This window comes from Paucibacter sp. KBW04 (assembly GCF_003852425.1).
Taxonomy (GTDB): Bacteria; Pseudomonadota; Gammaproteobacteria; order Burkholderiales; family Burkholderiaceae_C; genus Paucibacter_A.
The window spans coordinates 136,849-154,209 of record NZ_QAJN01000014.1 but is presented as its reverse complement, the minus strand read 5'-3'; the positions used below and the strand labels follow the sequence as shown (position 1 = coordinate 154,209).

The following is a 17,361-nucleotide window of genomic DNA, read 5'->3' as shown; positions in this document are numbered from 1 at the left end:
GAGTTGCGGAACAACGAATTGGGGTTGACGAGCCTTGCCCCGGCACTGGTCACAACGGTTAGGGCTGCTTGGTTCCCCATCTGACCCGGTTGGCCGCGCTTCCATGCGAGGAGGCCCGTCAAAAAGCATTGTAAGCGATGCCCGCAAGGCCTCCGGGCAATGCCCATGAAAAAAGGCCTCGAATGAGGCCTTTGTGCAGCGAAAAGTGCGGCGGGGATCAGCGCAGTTGCAGATCGTCGTCGCTGAAGCGGATGTTCAGCGGCTCGATCAACAACTGCTTTTCGCCTTCTTCGAGCTGCCCGGCGACCCAAGCGTCAATGCCGCAGGCCTTGGCAACCTCGACGGTGCGAGCAGCGTCCGCTGCCGGCACAAAAATCGCAAAGCCCGCGCCCATATTCAGGGTGGAGTAGGCCTCGCGGTCGTCTTGCTTGGCATGCTCTTGCATGAACTTCAGCACCGGGGTGACAGGGGGCACGGTGTGAATGCGGTAGGTGAATTGGCCGGGGTGGCGCAGCAGCTTGCGCCAGCCGTGGCCGGTGATATTGGCGCAGTAATGCGGCTGAATGCCGGCCTTGAACAGGGCTTCTGTCACCGGCGAATACAACACCGTCGGGGCCAGCAGGGCGTCGCCATAAGTCAGGCCCGGTTCGATCTCGGTCAGATAGCCTTGGGGCAGGCGTTCCACCAGCTTGCGGGCCAGGGACAGGCCGTTGGCGTGGATGCCGCTGGAGGCCAGCAGCACGATGGCGTCGCCGGCGCCCAGCTTATCGCCCACCGAGAGGCGCTCCTTGGGATTGATCAGGCCGGTGCAGGAGGCGGCTAGGTCGATGCGGCCACTCTCCACGATGCCGGCCAGGGCGGGCGTCTCGCCGCCGCCCCAGGCGACCTGGCAGGTGTCGCAGGCCCGCTTCCAGCCTTCGACCAAGCTTTGCGCGCGCAGCTTGTCGCCGAACCAGTCCGAGCCACCGGCGGCCCAGTAAGCCTGCACGACCAGGGGCGTGGCGCCCACGGTGATCAGGTCGTTGATGGCCATGGCGATGGTGTCTTGGGCGATGCCGTCGTAATAGCTCTTGCCCGTCAGCTGGCGCATCTCATCGGCGACCAGGGTCTTGGTGCCCAGGCATTCGACGATGGAGGCGATGTAGAAGGGGCCCACATCGACCACATAGGCCGATTCGCCGCGCGAGGCCAGCACCTCGCTGAAACCGTGGCCGGCCAGATGGGCTCCGGTGGCGGCGGCCGCGCGTTGGGCGCTGATCTTCAAAGGGTCGATCAGGTCGTAGTTGACCCCGGCTTGTTCGTAGCTGAGGGTGTCGGGAGAGGAGGGGGCATGCGTGCTCATGGGGCAGGATTATCGGTCAGGTCTGGGCTTGGTCCTTGTGCTTGTTTGCGCAAGTGCTGGCGCAGCCCGAAAGCGAGCGGTGCGCCGACTTAGAATCTGCCCCCATGAGTTACCAGGTTCTCGCGCGAAAGTACCGCCCCCACAGCTTTGAAGAGTTGGTGGGCCAGGAGCATGTGGTGCAGGCCTTGGCCAATGCACTGACGCAGCAACGCCTGCATCATGCCTATCTGTTCACCGGCACGCGCGGGGTGGGCAAGACCACGGTCTCGCGCATCCTGGCCAAGAGCCTGAACTGCACCGGCCCCGATGGCCAGGGCGGCATTACCGCCACGCCTTGCGGCGTCTGCGACGCCTGCCGTGACATCGATGCAGGTCGCTTCGTTGATTATGTGGAGCTGGACGCTGCCTCCAACCGCGGCGTGGAGGAGATCTCCCAGCTGCTGGATCAGTCGGTCTACAAGCCGGTGATGGGTCGCTTCAAGGTCTATATGATCGACGAAGTCCATATGCTCTCGAACACCGCCTTTAACGCCATGTTGAAGACGCTGGAGGAGCCGCCGGATTATCTGAAATTCGTGCTGGCCACCACCGATCCGCAAAAAGTGCCGGTGACTGTCTTGTCGCGCTGCCTGCAGTTCAATTTGCGGCCGATGGCGCCGCAAACCGTGCTGAGCCATCTGACCCAGGTTCTGCAAGCCGAGAACGTGGCCGCCGATGCGGGTTCTTTGCGCCTGCTCTCGCGTGCCGCGCGGGGCTCCATGCGGGACGCCCTGTCGCTCACCGACCAGGCCATCGCATTTGGTGCGGGGGCCTTGGTCGAAGACGGCGTGCGCCAGATGCTGGGCACGGTGGATCGTGGCCATGTGGTGGCGATTCTCGAGGCCTTGATCGCCGCCAGCGGCGTGGGCGTGGTGGCACAGGCCGACACATTGCGTGGCCTGGGCCTGTCGGCTGCGGGCACGCTGGAGGATCTGGCCGGTCTGCTGCAGCAGATGGCCGTGGCCCAGGTGGCCCCCGCCGCCCTCGACGAAACCGATCCCGATACGGCCGAGGCTCAGCGCCTGTCCGCCATGCTGCCGGCCGACGAAATTCAGCTGATGTACAGCATGGCCTTGCATGGCCGGCAAGAGCTGGCCCTGGCGCCGGATGAATACGCGGGCTTGCTGATGGTCTTGCTGCGCATGCTCAGCTTCCGCCCGCAGGGCGCGGGGCGGGCCGAGGGCGTGGCCCCGGCGGCAGCCTTGGCGCGCGCGTCGCGTGGCCCGCAGGCGGGTGCGGTGGCGACCGCCGTCGCGCCGCGCAGCCCGACCCTCGCTCAGCATGTGCCTGCCTTGCCGCAGCAGAATCACGCCGCTTCGCAAGCAGCCCGACCGGCCGTGACGGCGCAACAAGCCGCGGCCCCGGTGGCCGCTGTTGAAGAAGCGCCACCCGAAGAACCCCCGGCTGCTCCTCAGGCCCAGCCTGAGCCTGTCGCTGCACCAGCCCCTGCACCGGCGCCGGTCGCAGCCGCCGCTCCTGCCGAGCGGCCTTCGCCTGCCGCCGCTTACCAAGCGCCCGTGCCTGCCGAGCCTGCTGTCGTGGCGGAGCCTGCCCAGCCTGTTGCGGCTGCGGCGCCCGTGCTTGAAACCACGGCCTCGCCTTCGGCGGGTTTGCGTCGCCCCATGGTGGAGAACGGTGGCGGGCATAGCGCCCGCCTGCGGCCGCGTGCTGTCGTGCACAAGGCCGAGCCCGAGCCGGATGAGAGCGCGGGCGGTGGCAGCGCTCAAGGCGAACCACCGCCTTGGTTGGATGCACCCATGGGCGATGAGGATGGTGCGGCCTTTGTAAGCTCATTTGCTGGCTCATTTGCTGGCGCGCAAACAGGCGATGAGGCTTTTGATGAAGGCCAGGGCGCCGGTCGCGATGAGGGCGGTGAGCCGACCCCAATGGCCGAGCGCGCGTCCCGCAACGGTGCTGAACGCCGGGCTTACCAGTCCACTGCGGGTGAGGATGTGCCCCTGCAACCCACGCCCCTGGGCGAGCTCTGGGCCGAGCAGATCCGCCCCATGGGCCTGGCCGCGCTGACGCGTGAGTTGGCGGTGCGCTCGCAATGCGTGGGCCGCGAGGAAGAGGGCGACACGGTGATCTGGCGTCTGCGGGTGGAGCGAGAATCTCTGCGCCAGTCGGTCTTGAAGGACAAGCTGCAGGCCGCACTTGAGGTGGCCATGCAGCGCAAGGTCGTGATCGAATTGGAGGCCGGTGTGGCCCATGATTCACCGGCCCTGCGCGATGCGGCGCTGACGCAGGCCCGCCAGCGCGAGGTGGAGCAGATCGTCATCCGCGACCCGCTGGCCCAGGCCTTGATGGCGCAGTTCAAGACGGCGCGCATCGTGCCCGGCTCGATCAAATCTCATTGAAGTGAAAATGAGCCCCTCGCCCAATCTCGCCCCGCTGAACGTGGGCGAGTCTGGTCGGTCCCCCAGGGGGACGGCAATGCTTGGCGGCTTGACCGCCAAACATTGCCAGCGCGGGCCGGCTTGGGGCGGCCCGGCGCTCGGCCCGAATGCCATACGGTGAACCAATTTCTTTGCAAACAGGAGTAGGAAAAATGATGAAGGGTCAACTCGCTGGCTTGATGAAACAAGCCCAGGCCATGCAAGACAATCTGAAGAAGGCGCAGGAAGAACTGGCGCATGTGGAAGTGGAAGGCCAGTCGGGCGCCGGCTTGGTCAAGGTCTTGATGACCTGCAAGAACGACGTCAAGCGCGTCACCATCGACCCCAGCCTGCTGGCCGATGACAAGGACATGCTGGAAGACCTGGTGGCTGCCGCCTTCAACGACGCGGTGCGCCGCGCCGAAGAGGTGAGCGCGCAAAAAATGGGCAAGCTGACCGCCGGCATGCCCATGCCTCCCGGCATGAAATTCCCCTTCTGATCACCGCCCGCCGCAGCCAGTGACGGTTCTTGAGCAATTGATCGAGGCGCTCAAGCGCCTGCCCGGCGTGGGGCAGAAGTCGGCCCAGCGCATGGCTTACCACCTGCTGCAGCATGACCGCGAAGGCGCGCGCAGCATGGCCCTGGCTCTGCAGGCCGCGGCCGAGCAGATCGGCCACTGCCAGCGCTGCCACACCTTCAGCGAGACGCCGGTGTGCAGCATCTGTGCCGACCCGGCGCGGGACGCCCGCCTGCTCTGCGTGGTGGAGTCGCCCGCCGATCAGGCGGCGCTGGAGCGCAGCAATTCCTACAAAGGCTATTACTTCGTGCTGCTGGGCCGCATCAGCCCGCTGGACGGGGTGGGTGTGCGCCAGATCGGCGCGGCCGAGCTCTTGCAGCGGGCCGCCGAAACCGCGGTGGAGGAGGTCATTCTGGCCACCAGCTTTACTGCCGAGGGCGAGGCCACGGCCCATGTGCTGAGCGAGGCCTTGCGCTCGCGCGGCATTCGCGCCACCCGTCTGGCGCGGGGCGTGCCGGTGGGCAGCGAGTTGGAGTATGTGGATCTGGGCACCATCGCCCACGCCCTGGTAGACAGGCGCTAAAGCTTCAATAACGCGAGGAATCCCTGCATGACCATCGCCTACTACAGCATCATCGTCGCCTGCCTGCTGCCCATTGTGTGCGCGGGCCTGGCCAAGTCGCGCGGCTTCGGGCGCTCGCGCCGCGAGGGCGGTTATGACAACCATGATCCGCGTGCCTGGCTGGCCCAGCAAAGCGGCTGGCAGGCGCGGGCCAATGCGGCCCAGGCCAATAGCTTCGAGGCCTTGCCGCTCTTCATCGCTGGCGTGCTGGTTGCGCATCAGCTCAAGGCGCCGCAGGCCACGGTGGACGCACTGGCGCTGGGCTTTCTGGCGGCGCGTGCCGTCTATATCTGGCTTTATGTGGCCGACAAACCCAGCCTGCGTTCTCTGGTCTGGTTCATCGCCCTGGGCTGCAGCGTGGCGCTGTTTTTCAGCGCCCGCTGAACTCACTCAACCAGACTTAGCGCTGACGGGATTCCCCATTGCCCTGGGCCGAGGCGGTGACCTGACGGCCATTCGCCTGGGCCTTGACCGGGCGGCTGCTCTTGGTCGGCTTGGCCGTGCGGCTGCTTTGCGCCGTCTGCACGGTGCGCACCGGGCGAGCCTTGGCCTGAGCCTTGCCGCGTTGCGGGGCTTGGGCGCTGCGCGTGCTGTTCTTGGCCGACACCGGCGTGTAAACCACCACCATCTGGCCGGCCTTGAAGCGGGCCGAGGTGCTCACCTTGTTCCACTGCGCCAGCTGCGCTTCGCTGACGCGGTAACGCGCGGCGATGGCGGCCACCGTATCGCCCTTGCGAACCTTCACGCTTTGCTTGCGCAGCGGCGGCACATCGGGGGCGAAGGCGATGCTCGCGTTGTCGGCCAGATGCTCGGACACATCATCATCCCGGTGCGCCGTGCGTGAGACCAGCAGGGTCGAGCCCTGCTTGACCAGCATGCGGGGCGGGATCTTGTTGATGTCCAGCAGCTGAGCCTCGGGCATGCCCACCTGACGGGCCGCCTCGGCGGACTTCATGGTGCGCGGCACCACCCAGGCCGTCCAGCTGGCCAAGGGGCCGCGGTGGGCGGCCAGATTGACGGCGAAGGCGCTGGCGTTGTCGTAGGGCAGCAGCACCTGGCTGGTCTTGGCCGCCAGCATCACCGGCTTGTTCATCTGCGGGTTGAACTGCTTGAACTCTTCCACGCTCAGGCCGGCCAGGCGGGCGGCCACGTCCACATCCATATCGCGGTCGATGTTCACGCTCAGGAAATAGGGGTGGTTGGCCACCGGCGGCAAAGTGAGGTTGAACTTCTCGGGCGCCAGGATGATGTTTTTGACCGCCTGCAGCTTGGGGATGTAGTAGCGCGTCTCATCGGGCATGCGCAGGCTCTCGTAGTCCGTGGGCAGGCCGGCGCGTTGGTTGCGCTCGATGGCGCGCTGCACATTGCCCTGGCCCCAGTTGTAGGCGGCCAGTGCCAGATGCCAGTCGCCAAACTTCTTGTTCAGGCGGCTCAGATAGTCCAGGGCGGCGCGGGTCGAGGCCAGTACATCGCGGCGATCGTCGCGGAAGATGTTTTGCTTGAGCGCAAAGTCGCGACCGGTGGCCGGCACAAACTGCCACATGCCCGAGGCCTTGGCGGTGGACAGAGCTTGCGGGTTGAAGGCGCTCTCGATAAAGGGCAGCAGCGCCATTTCTGAGGGCATGCCGCGCTTGTCCACCTCTTCCATCACATGGAAGAGATAACGGCTGCCGCGCTCGGTCATGCGGCCCACATAGTCGGGGCGGCTGCTGTACCAGTTCTCGGCCTTGCGCACCAGGTCGTTGTCCAGCTCGGCCATGGCAAAGCCGCCTCGCACCCGGCCCCACAGGTCTTGCTGGGCTTGGGCCTCGTTCAGATCCACCGCCACGCCGGGGCGCAGGCTGTCTTCCAGCACCGGCAGCGCGGCATCCGTCTTGGCCTGGGCAGCGCCTGCCTTGGCCACGGCCTGGGTGCCCGAGCTATTGCCAAAGCTGCGCGTCTGGGCGTGACGGTCGCTGGGCTTGGTGTCGGAGGCCTGCTCGTTGCCGGCGTTCAAGCCGGGCGTGGTGCTGGCGCAGGCGCTCAGCAGCAGCGCGATCAGGGCGACCGGTGCGAAGGTGAAGCGGGGGCGGAGGCGGGGGGAGTGGCTGTGCGGGGATGCGCTCATCTGAAGTCGTTCTTCCATTGCCGCAAGCGGCCAAAGATGTCGATAAGGGTCGTGCTGGCTGAGTCTGGCTGGCCCTGGAGCACGGCGGCCCTCACCGAGGCCTCGCCGCAGCGCAGAAAGGGGTTGATCTGTAGCTCAAGCGCCAGCGTGGAGGGCAGGGTGGGCAGGTCTTGCGCGCGTTGCTGCTCGCACCAGGCTTGGTAGTCGCGCAAGGCCTTGTTGTCGGGCTCGATATGGCGGGCGAAGCGCAGATTGGCCAAGGTGTATTCGTGTGTGCAGAACACCCGGGTGTCGGCAGGCAGGGCGGCCAGCTTTTGCAGGGACTGGTGCATCTGCGCCGGTGTGCCTTCGAACAAGCGCCCGCAGCCGCCAGAGAACAAGGTGTCGCCACAGAACAGGGCGGGCGCCTCCCCCGCATTCGGCTGCGCCAGCAAGAAGGCGATATGGCCGGCGGTATGACCGGGCACTTCCAGCACTTGAAACTCGCGGCCCAGCAGGCTCAGGCTTTCACCCTCGCTCACCCGGATGCAGGGTTCGGGCATGGGCTCTCGGGCTGGGCCGTAGACCGGCACCGAAAAGGCCTCGCGCAAGGCCGCCACGCCACCAACATGATCGGGGTGGTGGTGGCTTACTAGAATGCAGCCCAAGCGGAGGGACTGCGCCGCCAAGGCTGCGAACACCGGTGCCGCATCACCCGGATCGACCACGAGGGCTTGCTGGCCATCGTGGATCATCCAGATGTAGTTGTCCGCGAAAGCGGGGATTGCGGCAATGCTGAGGGGAGCGACTCGTTCCATGCAGCCTTTTTAAACGGCGAGATTCATGCGGCGATATCCATGACACGCGAAGCCACGATTATAGAGTTGGGTGCCTGGCTGCAAACGCCGCCGGGCCAGTATCTGCTGGACTGGGAGCAAGCGCAGTTCGACGCCGCCGTGGCCGACTTGTTTGGCTTCCACGCCCTGCAGCTGGGCTTGCCCGAATTGCAGGGCTTGCGCGCCAACCGCATGCCGCATCGCTGGCTGGGCAATGAGCACGCGGCCGAGGGCGCCGTAGCGCCCACAGCCGTTCAGCTGGATCTTCTGTGCGACTTTGACGCGCTGCCCTTCGAGAGCAATAGCCTGGACCTGATTCTCCTGCCCCATGCGTTGGAGCTGGCCCACGACCCCCACCAGGCCTTGCGCGAGGTGGAGCGGGTCTTGCGGCCGGAAGGGCGCGTGGTGATCTCGGGCCTGAACCCGGCCAGCTTGTGGGGCTTGAGGCAGAATCTGGGGCGCTATTCTCCGGGCCGGTCGCCGCTGTTTTTGCCCCAGCAAGGCGAGTTCATCGGCTACTGGCGCTTGCGCGACTGGTTGCGCTTGCTCAGCTTCGAGGTGGGCGTGGCCCACTTCGGCGCTTACAGCCCACCGCTGCGCACGGCGCGCTGGCTGGAGCGCTGGTCCTGGATCGAGCCCTTGGGCGCTCGTTGGTGGCCGGTGCTGGGGGCCGTGTATTTTTTGGTGGCCGTCAAGCGAGTCCGCGGCATGCGCTTGGTCGGTCTTGAGCGCCGGACCAAGCCCAAACGAGCCACCGCCGCGCCGGTGGTGGCCTCTCATCAACACAAAATCAAGTCAACAAAAAAAGTTCTCCCATCGCCATGACTCAAGCTGAACCGAATTCCCCCGCGCCCGCGCGCCCCGCGATTGCCAAGCCTCAGGTGGTGATTTACACCGATGGCGCTTGCAAGGGCAACCCGGGCCGTGGCGGCTGGGGGGCTTGGCTGAAAGCGGGCGAGCATGAGAAGGAGTTGTTCGGTGGCGAGGCCAACACCACCAACAACCGCATGGAGCTGAGCGCCCCCATCGAGGCCCTGGCCTCGCTCAAGCGCAGCTGCCAGATCATCATCTACACCGACAGCGAGTACGTGCGCAAAGGCATCACCGAGTGGATCGGTGGCTGGCAGCGCCGGGGCTGGAAGACGGCCGACAACAAGCCGGTCAAGAACGCCGACCTCTGGCAACGCCTGCAGGCCCTGGAGAAGTTGCACCAAGTCGAGTGGCGCTGGGTCAAGGGCCATGCCGGTGACCCGGGCAATGAGCGGGCCGACGCCCTGGCCAACAAGGGTGTAAACGCGGCGCCGCGCTGAGTCTGCGCGTGGTCTGTGCGCAGGCCACCCGCCGTTGGGCCCTCTCAGCCCGTATTTCAGACCTTTGCTGCTTGCCGATTCGCCCTGAGCGGATAGAGTTCCGCGCTCGGAGAATCGAATGACACAGCACAAAAAAACCTCGTGGGTGGCCCCGGCCGCCGTCTTTGCTCTGCTCATCCTGAGTGGCTCCGCCTATTGGTGGCAGAACAAGAGCGGGCCAGCCAAAACTTTGCCTGCCCCGGCGTCGGCTGGGGCTGGCGGCGGGGGCGTGGGCAAGGGACCGGCGGCCCCCATCGCGGTGGAGGCGGGGCGGGTGGAGTCGCTGGACTTGGCGGTGGACGCCCAGGCGGTCGGCACCTTGCGGGCCCGCCAGTCGGTGCTGCTGAAGCCTGAAGTCAGCGGCCGCATCGTCAAGCTGGGCTTTGTCGATGGCCAGCCGGTGCGCAAGGGGCAGGTTTTGGTGCAGCTGGACGACAGCTTGCAGGCCGCCCAGCTCCAACAAGCCGAGGCCCAGGCCAGCATCGCCAGTGCCAATCTGAAGCGCAACCGCGAGTTGCTGGCCCAGAACTTCGTCAGCGCCAGTGTGGTGGACCAGGCTTTGTCAAACCTGCAGGTGGCCGAGGCGCAAGTCGCCCTGAGCCGTGCCCAGCTGGGCCGCATGCAGGTGCGCGCACCTTTTGACGGCGTGGCCGGCATCCGTGCCGTCAATCTGGGCGATTACGTCAAGGACGGCAGCGATCTGGTCGGCCTGGAGGATTCGTCTTCGCTGTGGGTGGACTTCCGCCTGCCCGAGCGCTTTGTGCCCCAGCTCAAGCTGGGCCAGGCGGTGGAGCTGGCCCTGGACGCCTTGCCCGGCCGCAATTTCAAGGCCAAGGTGGAAGCCCTGGATACGCAGCTGGAGGCCAATGGCCGCTCCCTGCTGGTCCGCGCCAAGCTCGATGGCGTGCATTCCGAACTGCGCTCGGGCCTGTTCGCCCGGGTGCGGGTCTTGTTCGCCACCCATCAAAACGCCTTGCTGGTGCCCGAGGAGGCCTTGGTGCCCCAGGGCGGCAAGCAATACATCATCAAGCTGGTCCCTGGTGAGAAGGGTGGGGCGCCCACCGCCCAACGCATGGAGGCCAAGATTGGCCTGCGCCTGCCGGGCAAGGTTGAACTGTTGGAAGGCGTGCAGGCCGGCGACCGGGTGGTGACGGCCGGCCAGGCCAAGCTCTTGAAGGGCGAGGGTCAGGTCTTGACCGTGGTCGATGTGGACAAGCAAGGGGCGGCTCGTACCCAAGCAGCTCCTGCAGCGTCCTCAGCAGCAAGCAAGAACTGAAGCGGGCGCCGCCATGCGACTTTCCGAAATCTCCATCCGCCGCCCCGTCTTCGCGACGGTGATGTCTTTGATCCTGCTGCTGGTGGGCATCGTGTCCTTCAGCCATCTGTCGCTGCGCGAGTACCCGCGCATCGACGAGCCGGTGGTGACCGTCAGCACCCGCTTGGTGGGCGCCTCCAGCGAGGTGATCGAGGGCCAGATCACCAAACCGCTGGAAGACTCCATCGCCGGTATCGACGGGGTGGAGGTCTTGACCTCCAGCTCGCGCACCGAGTCCAGCCAGATCACCGCCCGCTTCAAGCTCAGCAAGAACCCCGACGATGCCGCCGCCGATGTGCGTGACCGCGTGGCCCGGGTGCGTGGCCGCCTGCCCGATGCGGCCGATGAGCCGGTGGTGGCCAAGGTGGAGGCCGATGCTCAGCCCACCATCTGGATCGCCTTTATCAGCGACAGCTTGAGCCCGCTGCAGATCACCGATCTGGTGGAGCGCGTCGTCAAGCCGCGCCTGCAGACCATTCCCGGTGTGGCCGATGTGCAGACCGGCGGTGACCGCAAATACGCCATGCGCATCTGGCTGGACGCCGACCGCCTGGCCGCCTACAAGCTGACGGTGCAGGATGTGGAAGACGCCTTGCGCCGCCAAAACCTGGAGGTGCCGGCCGGCCGCATCGAGAGCCGGCAGCGCGAGTTCAGCGTGACGGCGCGCACCGACATCAACAAGGTGGACGAGTTCGCCGAGGTGGTCGTCAAACAAGGCGCCGGCACCACGGTCCGGCTGAGGGACGTGGCCCGTATCGAGGAAGCCGCCGCCAGCGAGCGCTCGCGCGTGCGCCTGAACGGCGTGCCCGCCGTCAGCTTGGGCGTGGTGCGCCAGGCCACGGCCAATCCCTTGGAGGTGTCGGCCGGGGTGCGCGACTTGCTGCCCAAGCTGCAGGCCGATCTGCCCGACACCATCAAGGTGGTGATGGCGAATGACAACTCCATCTTCATCGACCGCTCGATCAAGTCGGTCTACAGCACGATCGGCGAGGCCGTGGTGCTGGTGGCCCTGGTGGTGTTCGTCTTTCTGCGCACCTTGCGCGCTTCCATCATTCCCTTGGTGACGATTCCGATCAGCTTGATTGGTAGCTTTGCTTTGATGGCGGCGGCTGGTTTTACCGTCAACACCCTGACCCTGCTGGCCCTGGTGCTGGCCATCGGCCTGGTGGTGGACGATGCCATCGTGGTGCTGGAAAACATCTTCCGCCATATCGAGGAAGGGCTGGAACCCTTCCAGGCGGCGCTCAAGGGTGCGAAGGAAATCGCTTTTGCTGTGCTGGCCATGACGATGACGCTGGCGGCGGTGTTCGCGCCCCTGGCTTTCACGCCGGGCCGCACGGGGCGGCTGTTTGTGGAGTTCGCCCTGACTCTGGCAGGCGCCGTGGTGGTGTCCGGCTTTGTGGCCCTGACGCTGACGCCCATGATGTGCAGCAAGCTCTTGCGTCACAACCCCAGCCCCAGCCGTTTCGACCAGGGCATGGAGCGCATGCTGGTGGCCATCAGCGACAGCTATGCCCGCGCCTTGCGCTTGGCCCTGCGCCAGCGCTGGGCCGTGGTGCTCTTGATGTTGGCTTCGGGTGCCGGTAGCTGGTATTTGTTCAGCACGGCTAAATCGGAGCTGGCGCCGATGGAGGACCGGGGTGTGGTCGTTATGCCGGTCACCGGGCCGGACGGCGCCACCATGGAGTTCACCGCCCGTTACCTGGACGCGGTGGATCGCATCGCCGCCTCATACCCCGAGTTTGATCGGGCCTTTTTGTTCGCCGGCGGCTCGACGGTTAATTCCGGCCTGGCCATCTTGCGCACGGTGGACTGGTCGGAACGTCAACGCAGCACGCAAGAAATCGCCCGGGACATGCTGCCCAAGGTGAGCATGTTGCCCGGTGTGCAGGCCTTTCCCGTCACCCCGGCCAGCCTGGGCCAGGGCTTCCGGGATAGACCGTTGAACTTCATCATGGTCTCTAGTGACAGCTATGCCAATCTGGCCACGCTGACGCAGAGCTTTATGACGGAGATGGGCAAGAACCCCGGCCTGGTCCAGCCCGACAACGATTTGCGCCTGAACAAGCCCGAGCTCTTCATGGATGTGGACCGCGAGCGCGCCGCCGATCTGGGCGTTTCGGTCGACCAGATTGCCCGCACGGTGGAGACCATGCTGGGCAGCCGGGCGGTGACGCGTTACAAGCGCGGTGCCGATCAGTACGACGTTTTGGTGCAGACCGAGGCGGCGGGCCGGGCCACACCCGAGCAGATAGAGCGCTTGTTTGTGCGCGGCCGTGGCGATGTGATGGTGCCGCTGAGCAGCCTGGTCAAGGTGCGTGAGGCGGTCAGCCCGCGTGAGTTGAATCACTTCAACCAGCGCCGCTCGGTCTCCTTCAGTGCCAATCTGGCGCCAGGCTATTCCCTGGGCGAGGCCTTGGCCTTTATGGATGCCACCGCGGCCAAGCTGCTGCCCCTGGGCTATGCCACTGAGCTGAACGGCGTCTCGCGCGAGTTCAAGAGCAGCAGCGGCGCCCTGGGCCTGGTCTTCATCCTGGCCTTGCTCTTCATCTTCCTGGTTTTGGCCGCTCAGTTCGAGAGCTTTATCGATCCCTTTGTGATCCTGCTCTCGGTGCCGCTGTCCATGGTGGGGGCCTTGCTGGCGCTGAAGTGGTCGGGCGGCACGCTCAATGTGTATTCGCAGATCGGCTTGATCACCCTGGTGGGCCTGATCACCAAGCACGGCATCCTGATCGTCGAGTTCAGCAATCAGCTGCGCCAGCAGGGCCGCTCGGTGATGGACGCGGTGGTGGAGGCCTCGGCCCTGCGCCTGCGGCCGATTCTGATGACCACCGGTGCCATGGTGCTGGGCGCCATCCCCCTGGCCCTGGCCAGCGGTGCCGGTGCCGAGAGCCGCCAGCAGATTGGCTGGGTCATCGTGGGCGGCATGAGCTTGGGTACCTTGCTGACGCTCTTCGTCGTGCCCACCATGTACACCTTGCTGGCCCGCAAGAGCACGCCGGGGGCGATCACCACGCCGGCGCTGGAGGTGACGCAAGGGTAATCATGGCCCGGGCAGGTGATGCGCCGCATGCGAATATGCGGCGCATCTGTTTCTTTGATCGAGAACGCCGTGATGCCCGAACTTTCAAAGCCTTTGTTGGATGGTGCCCGTTTTGCCCTGCGTGGACTGCCTCTTTGTTTGGCGCTGTTGGGGGCCTGCCAAAGCAGTTGGGCGGCGCCCAGCACCCTGAGGTTTTGCGCGGCGGGCAGCCCCAAGTCCTTTGATCCGGCCAACAGCGATTCCGGCGTGGACCATATCGCCACCTTGCCCATTTACTCGGGTCTGGTGGACAACGATCTGGCCACCGACCGCATCATCCCCTCGCTGGCCGAGAGTTGGCGCATCAGCGCCGACGGGCGCAGCTACCGCTTCAAGCTCAGGCATGGCGTGAAGTTCCACAGCACGCCCTGGTTCAAGCCCACGCGCGACTTCAATGCCGACGATGTGCTCTACACCTTCAATCGCCTGCTGGACCCCAAGAGTCCCATGCAGAAGGCCTACCCCACGATCTCACCCTATGTGCCCAGCCTGGGCTGGGAGAAGCTGATCCGCAGCGTGGAGCGGGTGGCAGATGACGAGGTGTTGATCCAGCTGAATGCGGTGGATGCCACCTTTCTCGGAACCCTGGGCTTTGCCTTCGCCGGCATCCAGTCCGCTGAATATGGTGCCCAGCTTTTGCGCCAGGGCAAGCCCCAGCAATTGGCCACCCAGCCGGTGGGCACCGGCCCTTTTGTGTTCAAGAGCTTTCAGCCGGACAGCGTGATCCGCTACACCCGCAACCCAGCGTACTTTGTGCCAAATCAAGCCGGGGTGGACAACCTCGTCTATGCCATCACGGTGGATCGCAATGTGCGCACCCAGCGGCTCAAACGCAATGAATGCGATATCGCGCCCATCACCGGCTCGGTGGACCTGGCCGAGCTGCAGGGCGACCCCAACATCACGGTGCAGAGCGCGCCGGGCATGAATATTGGGTTCTTGGCCTTCAATCTGAAAAAGCCGCCGCTCGATCAGCTGGCCGTGCGCCAGGCCCTGGACATGGCCATCGACAAGGCGGCCATCATCAAGACCGTGTTCGGCCCCGGCGGCGTGGTGGCGGATTCACCCATCCCCATGATCAACTGGGCCCATGACGCCTCACTCAAACCTCCGGTCTACAGCCCCGAGAAGGCCAAGGCCTTGCTGCAGTCGGCCGGCGTCAAGAACTTGGAACTGAGCCTTTGGGCCATGCCGGTGCAACGCTTTTACAACCCCAATGCCCAGCTGATGGCCCAGATGATCCAGGCCGATTGGGCCAAGGTGGGGGTGAAGGCGCGCATCATGACGTTCGAGTGGGGCGAGTACCTCAAGCGGGTGGACGCAGGCGAGCACGACACCGCCTTGCTGGGCTGGAACGGCGAGGTCGAGCCCGCCAGCTCGGCCGGCCAGCTGGCCTGCGGCGCGGCGAGCGCCAGCTTTTTCTGCGACAAAGACTACGACGCCACCATCACCGCGGCCAAGCAAACCCTGGACGAGGCGCAGCGCAAAAAGCTCTATGCCAAGGCGCAGCAGATCGCGATGAAGCAGCTGCCCTGGAGTCCCATCGCCAACGGTGCCATGAGTGTGGCCATGCGCAAGAACGTGGTCGGCTTTCGCTTGGGGGTGGATGGCACGATACGTTTTGACGGTGTGAGCCTGCGCTAGAGGGGCCGGGTTTGCAGGGGTCGGAATCACAGGGTTTGTGGCGTTAGCAAGGCGCAGGCGCTGGCTACAATTTCGGCCAGCTAAACGGCCACTCACACTCCCTGGATGAACAGCAATTTCCTGCCCTTTGGCCTTCTTGCCCTTGCCGCATGCAGTGTGTGCTTGCCGTCTCTGCGCTTAGGAAAGTGGCGGCTTGCGCCCTGGCAGCTTTTGCTGGTCGCAGCCCAGGCGGCGGCCTTCGCCTGTGGGGTGCTGAGCCTGGGCGCCTTGCTGATCCTGAGTTCTTTTGCAGCGGGCGTTGTCTACGCACGGGGCATTGAGGCGCCGGCCCTCTCAAGCGGCTTGATTTGCCTGATCGCCCTGGCGGCCCTGGCCTTGAGCGTGCACCTGGTGCCAGGTGTTGCCAACCCCCTGGTCTTTGCAGGCAAGCTGCACGAGGGCGCCAGGCCGATGAAGTTCTATCTGAACTTTGACAAGGGCTTTGTGGGCGTGCTTTTGCTGGCGGTGTTTGCCGAGCGCGGTGTGTCGGCGTTTTCGTCGGCGCGAACCTGGGTCTCGCTGGGCTTGATCTGTGTGCTGACCTTCGCTGCCGTGTTTGGCCTGGCCTGGGGCTCAGGCGCCATCCGCCTTGAGCCCAAGTGGCCGGACTTTGCCTGGACCTTTTTGTTTGCCAATTTCTTTTTCGTAGCGCTGGCCGAGGAAGCCTTTTTCCGCGGCTTGCTGCAGGAGCAGTTGGCGCGTTTGCTAGGGCAGGGCAGTGTTTGGCGCCTGGGTCTACCCATCGCCTTTTCGGCCCTCTTCTTTGGTCTGGCCCACGGCCCGGCCATGGCGGTGCTGGCCTCGGTGGCGGGTCTGGGCTATGCCCTGGCCTATGCCTCGACGCGCAATATCTTGGCGCCCACGCTGCTGCACTTTGGCGTGAACGCGCTGCACTTCGGCCTGTTCAGCTATCCCTCGCTGCTCAAGACATAAGGGGGCTTGGTGAGCGCACCTTAAAATCCGGCTGAATAACCTGATTCCAGAAAGACCCGCATGAGCATCAAGAGCGACAAATGGATACGCCGCATGGCCGAGCAGCACGGCATGATCGAGCCTTTTGAGCCCGGCCAGGTGCGCGCCAATTCAGCCGGCGAGAAAATCGTCAGCTACGGCACCTCCAGCTACGGCTACGACATCCGCTGTGCGCCCGAGTTCAAGGTCTTCACCAATGTCTACGGCTCGGTGGTGGACCCCAAGAACTTCGACGACAAGAGCTTTGTCGATATGGAGGGTGACTACTGCATCATCCCGCCCAATAGCTTCGCCCTGGCGCGCACCATGGAGTACTTCCGCATCCCGCGCAATGTGCTGACCATCTGCCTGGGCAAGAGCACTTACGCCCGCTGCGGCATCATCGTCAATGTGACGCCTTTCGAGCCCGAGTGGGAAGGCTATGTGACGCTGGAGTTCTCCAACACCACGCCGTTGCCGGCCAAGATTTATGCCGGCGAAGGCTGCGCGCAAGTGCTGTTTTTTGAGAGCGACGAGGTCTGCGAGACCAGCTACAAGGATCGCGGCGGCAAGTACCAGGGCCAAACAGGCGTCACCCTGCCCAAGACCTGATCGCGTGAGTGACTGAAACTTGAATCGAATCAGCGGGTCTTTCGCCCGCTTTTTCCGATTTAAGTTTGGCGGCGGCCCGGCATCATGAAGCCATTCTCAAGCTTTACCGCCGAGGCCCGCCATGATCATCCCCCTGCACCTCATCGCCCACCCCCAAGACAGCGCACCGATCTTTTTTGATCTGCGCGAGAGCGCGGCTGTGGACTCACGGGTTTCGGTGGGCGGCTACGAGGTCGATCCGGCCCTGCGTCCGCAGGCCGCATTGGATCTGGGCCTGACGGTGGTGGCGCCGGCCAAGCCGGCCGATCTGCAGCGCCTGCAGGCCTTGATGGCCGCTGAAGGCCTGAGCCTGCAACCCACCCGCATGATGTATGACCGGCTCTACGCTTGCGAGCGCCTGGCCCAAGGTCATGCCAGCGCCAACCCGCAACTGCGTGAACTGGCGATGCAACTGTTCAATAGCTACCAGCAGGCCGGTGAGTGGATCGGGCTGGTGCACTGAAGCCCAAGCGCGCTTTCTTTTTTCCCCTCCTCAAGCCCTCGTGATCCGA

At 65.0% G+C, this 17,361-nt stretch carries 15 protein-coding genes and 1 other RNA gene; 12 read left to right on the top strand and 4 right to left on the bottom strand.

Translation table 11 applies throughout. From position 1 onward, the window contains the following. Window positions 1-23: 23 nt before the first annotated feature. Window positions 24-120: signal recognition particle sRNA small type (gene ffs, locus DBR47_RS17590), an RNA gene on the bottom strand. Window positions 121-217: 97 nt separating this feature from the next. Then, entirely contained in the window at window positions 218-1,342 is a 1,125-nt protein-coding gene (locus DBR47_RS17585; protein ID WP_124452427.1) for an AIR synthase-related protein, read from the bottom strand. Window positions 1,343-1,446: 104 nt separating this feature from the next. On the opposite strand from DBR47_RS17585, the gene dnaX reads away from it, so the two are divergent. The 4 genes from dnaX to DBR47_RS17565 all read left to right on the top strand — a co-directional run bounded on the left by dnaX (window position 1,447) and on the right by DBR47_RS17565 (window position 5,280). Next, on the top strand, window positions 1,447-3,738 hold the full coding sequence (dnaX, locus tag DBR47_RS17580) for a DNA polymerase III subunit gamma/tau (RefSeq protein WP_124452424.1): 2,292 nt from the start codon (window positions 1,447-1,449) through the stop codon (window positions 3,736-3,738). 191 nt (window positions 3,739-3,929) lie between these two features. Beyond that, a complete protein-coding gene (locus DBR47_RS17575; protein ID WP_124452422.1) occupies window positions 3,930-4,256 on the top strand; it encodes a YbaB/EbfC family nucleoid-associated protein in 327 nt (108 codons plus the stop codon). Between the two features lie 19 nt (window positions 4,257-4,275). Further along, window positions 4,276-4,857 (top strand): recombination mediator RecR, encoded by a 582-nt coding sequence (recR, locus tag DBR47_RS17570; RefSeq protein ID WP_124452420.1) that lies wholly within the window; start codon window positions 4,276-4,278, stop codon window positions 4,855-4,857. A 27-nt stretch (window positions 4,858-4,884) separates the two neighbouring features. Continuing rightward, window positions 4,885-5,280 (top strand): MAPEG family protein, encoded by a 396-nt coding sequence (locus tag DBR47_RS17565; RefSeq protein WP_124452419.1) that lies wholly within the window; start codon window positions 4,885-4,887, stop codon window positions 5,278-5,280. A gap of 16 nt (window positions 5,281-5,296) precedes the next feature. Here the strand turns inward: DBR47_RS17565 and DBR47_RS17560 are convergent, their stop codons facing one another. Together DBR47_RS17560 and gloB are read right to left on the bottom strand one after the other, a co-directional pair. Beyond that, on the bottom strand, window positions 5,297-7,003 hold the full coding sequence (locus DBR47_RS17560) for a transglycosylase SLT domain-containing protein (RefSeq protein WP_124452417.1): 1,707 nt from the start codon (window positions 7,001-7,003) through the stop codon (window positions 5,297-5,299). Continuing rightward, entirely contained in the window at window positions 7,000-7,800 is an 801-nt protein-coding gene (gloB, locus tag DBR47_RS17555; RefSeq protein ID WP_124452415.1) for a hydroxyacylglutathione hydrolase, read from the bottom strand. The genes DBR47_RS17560 and gloB overlap by 4 nt, the downstream gene beginning before the upstream one ends. A gap of 39 nt (window positions 7,801-7,839) precedes the next feature. Between gloB and DBR47_RS17550 the strand changes: the two genes are divergently transcribed. From DBR47_RS17550 to DBR47_RS17515, 8 genes are all read left to right on the top strand, one after another. Next, window positions 7,840-8,643, top strand: a complete 804-nt coding sequence (locus DBR47_RS17550) for a class I SAM-dependent methyltransferase (protein ID WP_124452412.1) — start codon at window positions 7,840-7,842, stop codon at window positions 8,641-8,643. After that, entirely contained in the window at window positions 8,640-9,128 is a 489-nt protein-coding gene (rnhA, locus tag DBR47_RS17545) for a ribonuclease HI (RefSeq protein ID WP_124452410.1), read from the top strand. The genes DBR47_RS17550 and rnhA overlap by 4 nt, the downstream gene beginning before the upstream one ends. A gap of 118 nt (window positions 9,129-9,246) precedes the next feature. After that, window positions 9,247-10,443 carry an efflux RND transporter periplasmic adaptor subunit gene (locus tag DBR47_RS17540; RefSeq protein ID WP_124452408.1) on the top strand — a complete coding sequence of 399 codons (1,197 nt, stop codon included), beginning with the start codon at window positions 9,247-9,249 and terminating at the stop codon, window positions 10,441-10,443. A gap of 13 nt (window positions 10,444-10,456) precedes the next feature. Continuing rightward, entirely contained in the window at window positions 10,457-13,525 is a 3,069-nt protein-coding gene (locus DBR47_RS17535; protein WP_124452406.1) for an efflux RND transporter permease subunit, read from the top strand. A gap of 72 nt (window positions 13,526-13,597) precedes the next feature. After that, window positions 13,598-15,208, top strand: a complete 1,611-nt coding sequence (locus DBR47_RS17530) for an ABC transporter substrate-binding protein (protein WP_197047137.1) — start codon at window positions 13,598-13,600, stop codon at window positions 15,206-15,208. A gap of 162 nt (window positions 15,209-15,370) precedes the next feature. Continuing rightward, window positions 15,371-16,180 carry a CPBP family intramembrane glutamic endopeptidase gene (locus tag DBR47_RS17525; RefSeq protein WP_197047136.1) on the top strand — a complete coding sequence of 270 codons (810 nt, stop codon included), beginning with the start codon at window positions 15,371-15,373 and terminating at the stop codon, window positions 16,178-16,180. A gap of 60 nt (window positions 16,181-16,240) precedes the next feature. Then, entirely contained in the window at window positions 16,241-16,810 is a 570-nt protein-coding gene (gene dcd / locus DBR47_RS17520; protein WP_124452400.1) for a dCTP deaminase, read from the top strand. A gap of 121 nt (window positions 16,811-16,931) precedes the next feature. Further along, window positions 16,932-17,312, top strand: a complete 381-nt coding sequence (locus DBR47_RS17515) for a hypothetical protein (protein WP_124452398.1) — start codon at window positions 16,932-16,934, stop codon at window positions 17,310-17,312. Window positions 17,313-17,361 lie beyond the last annotated feature (49 nt).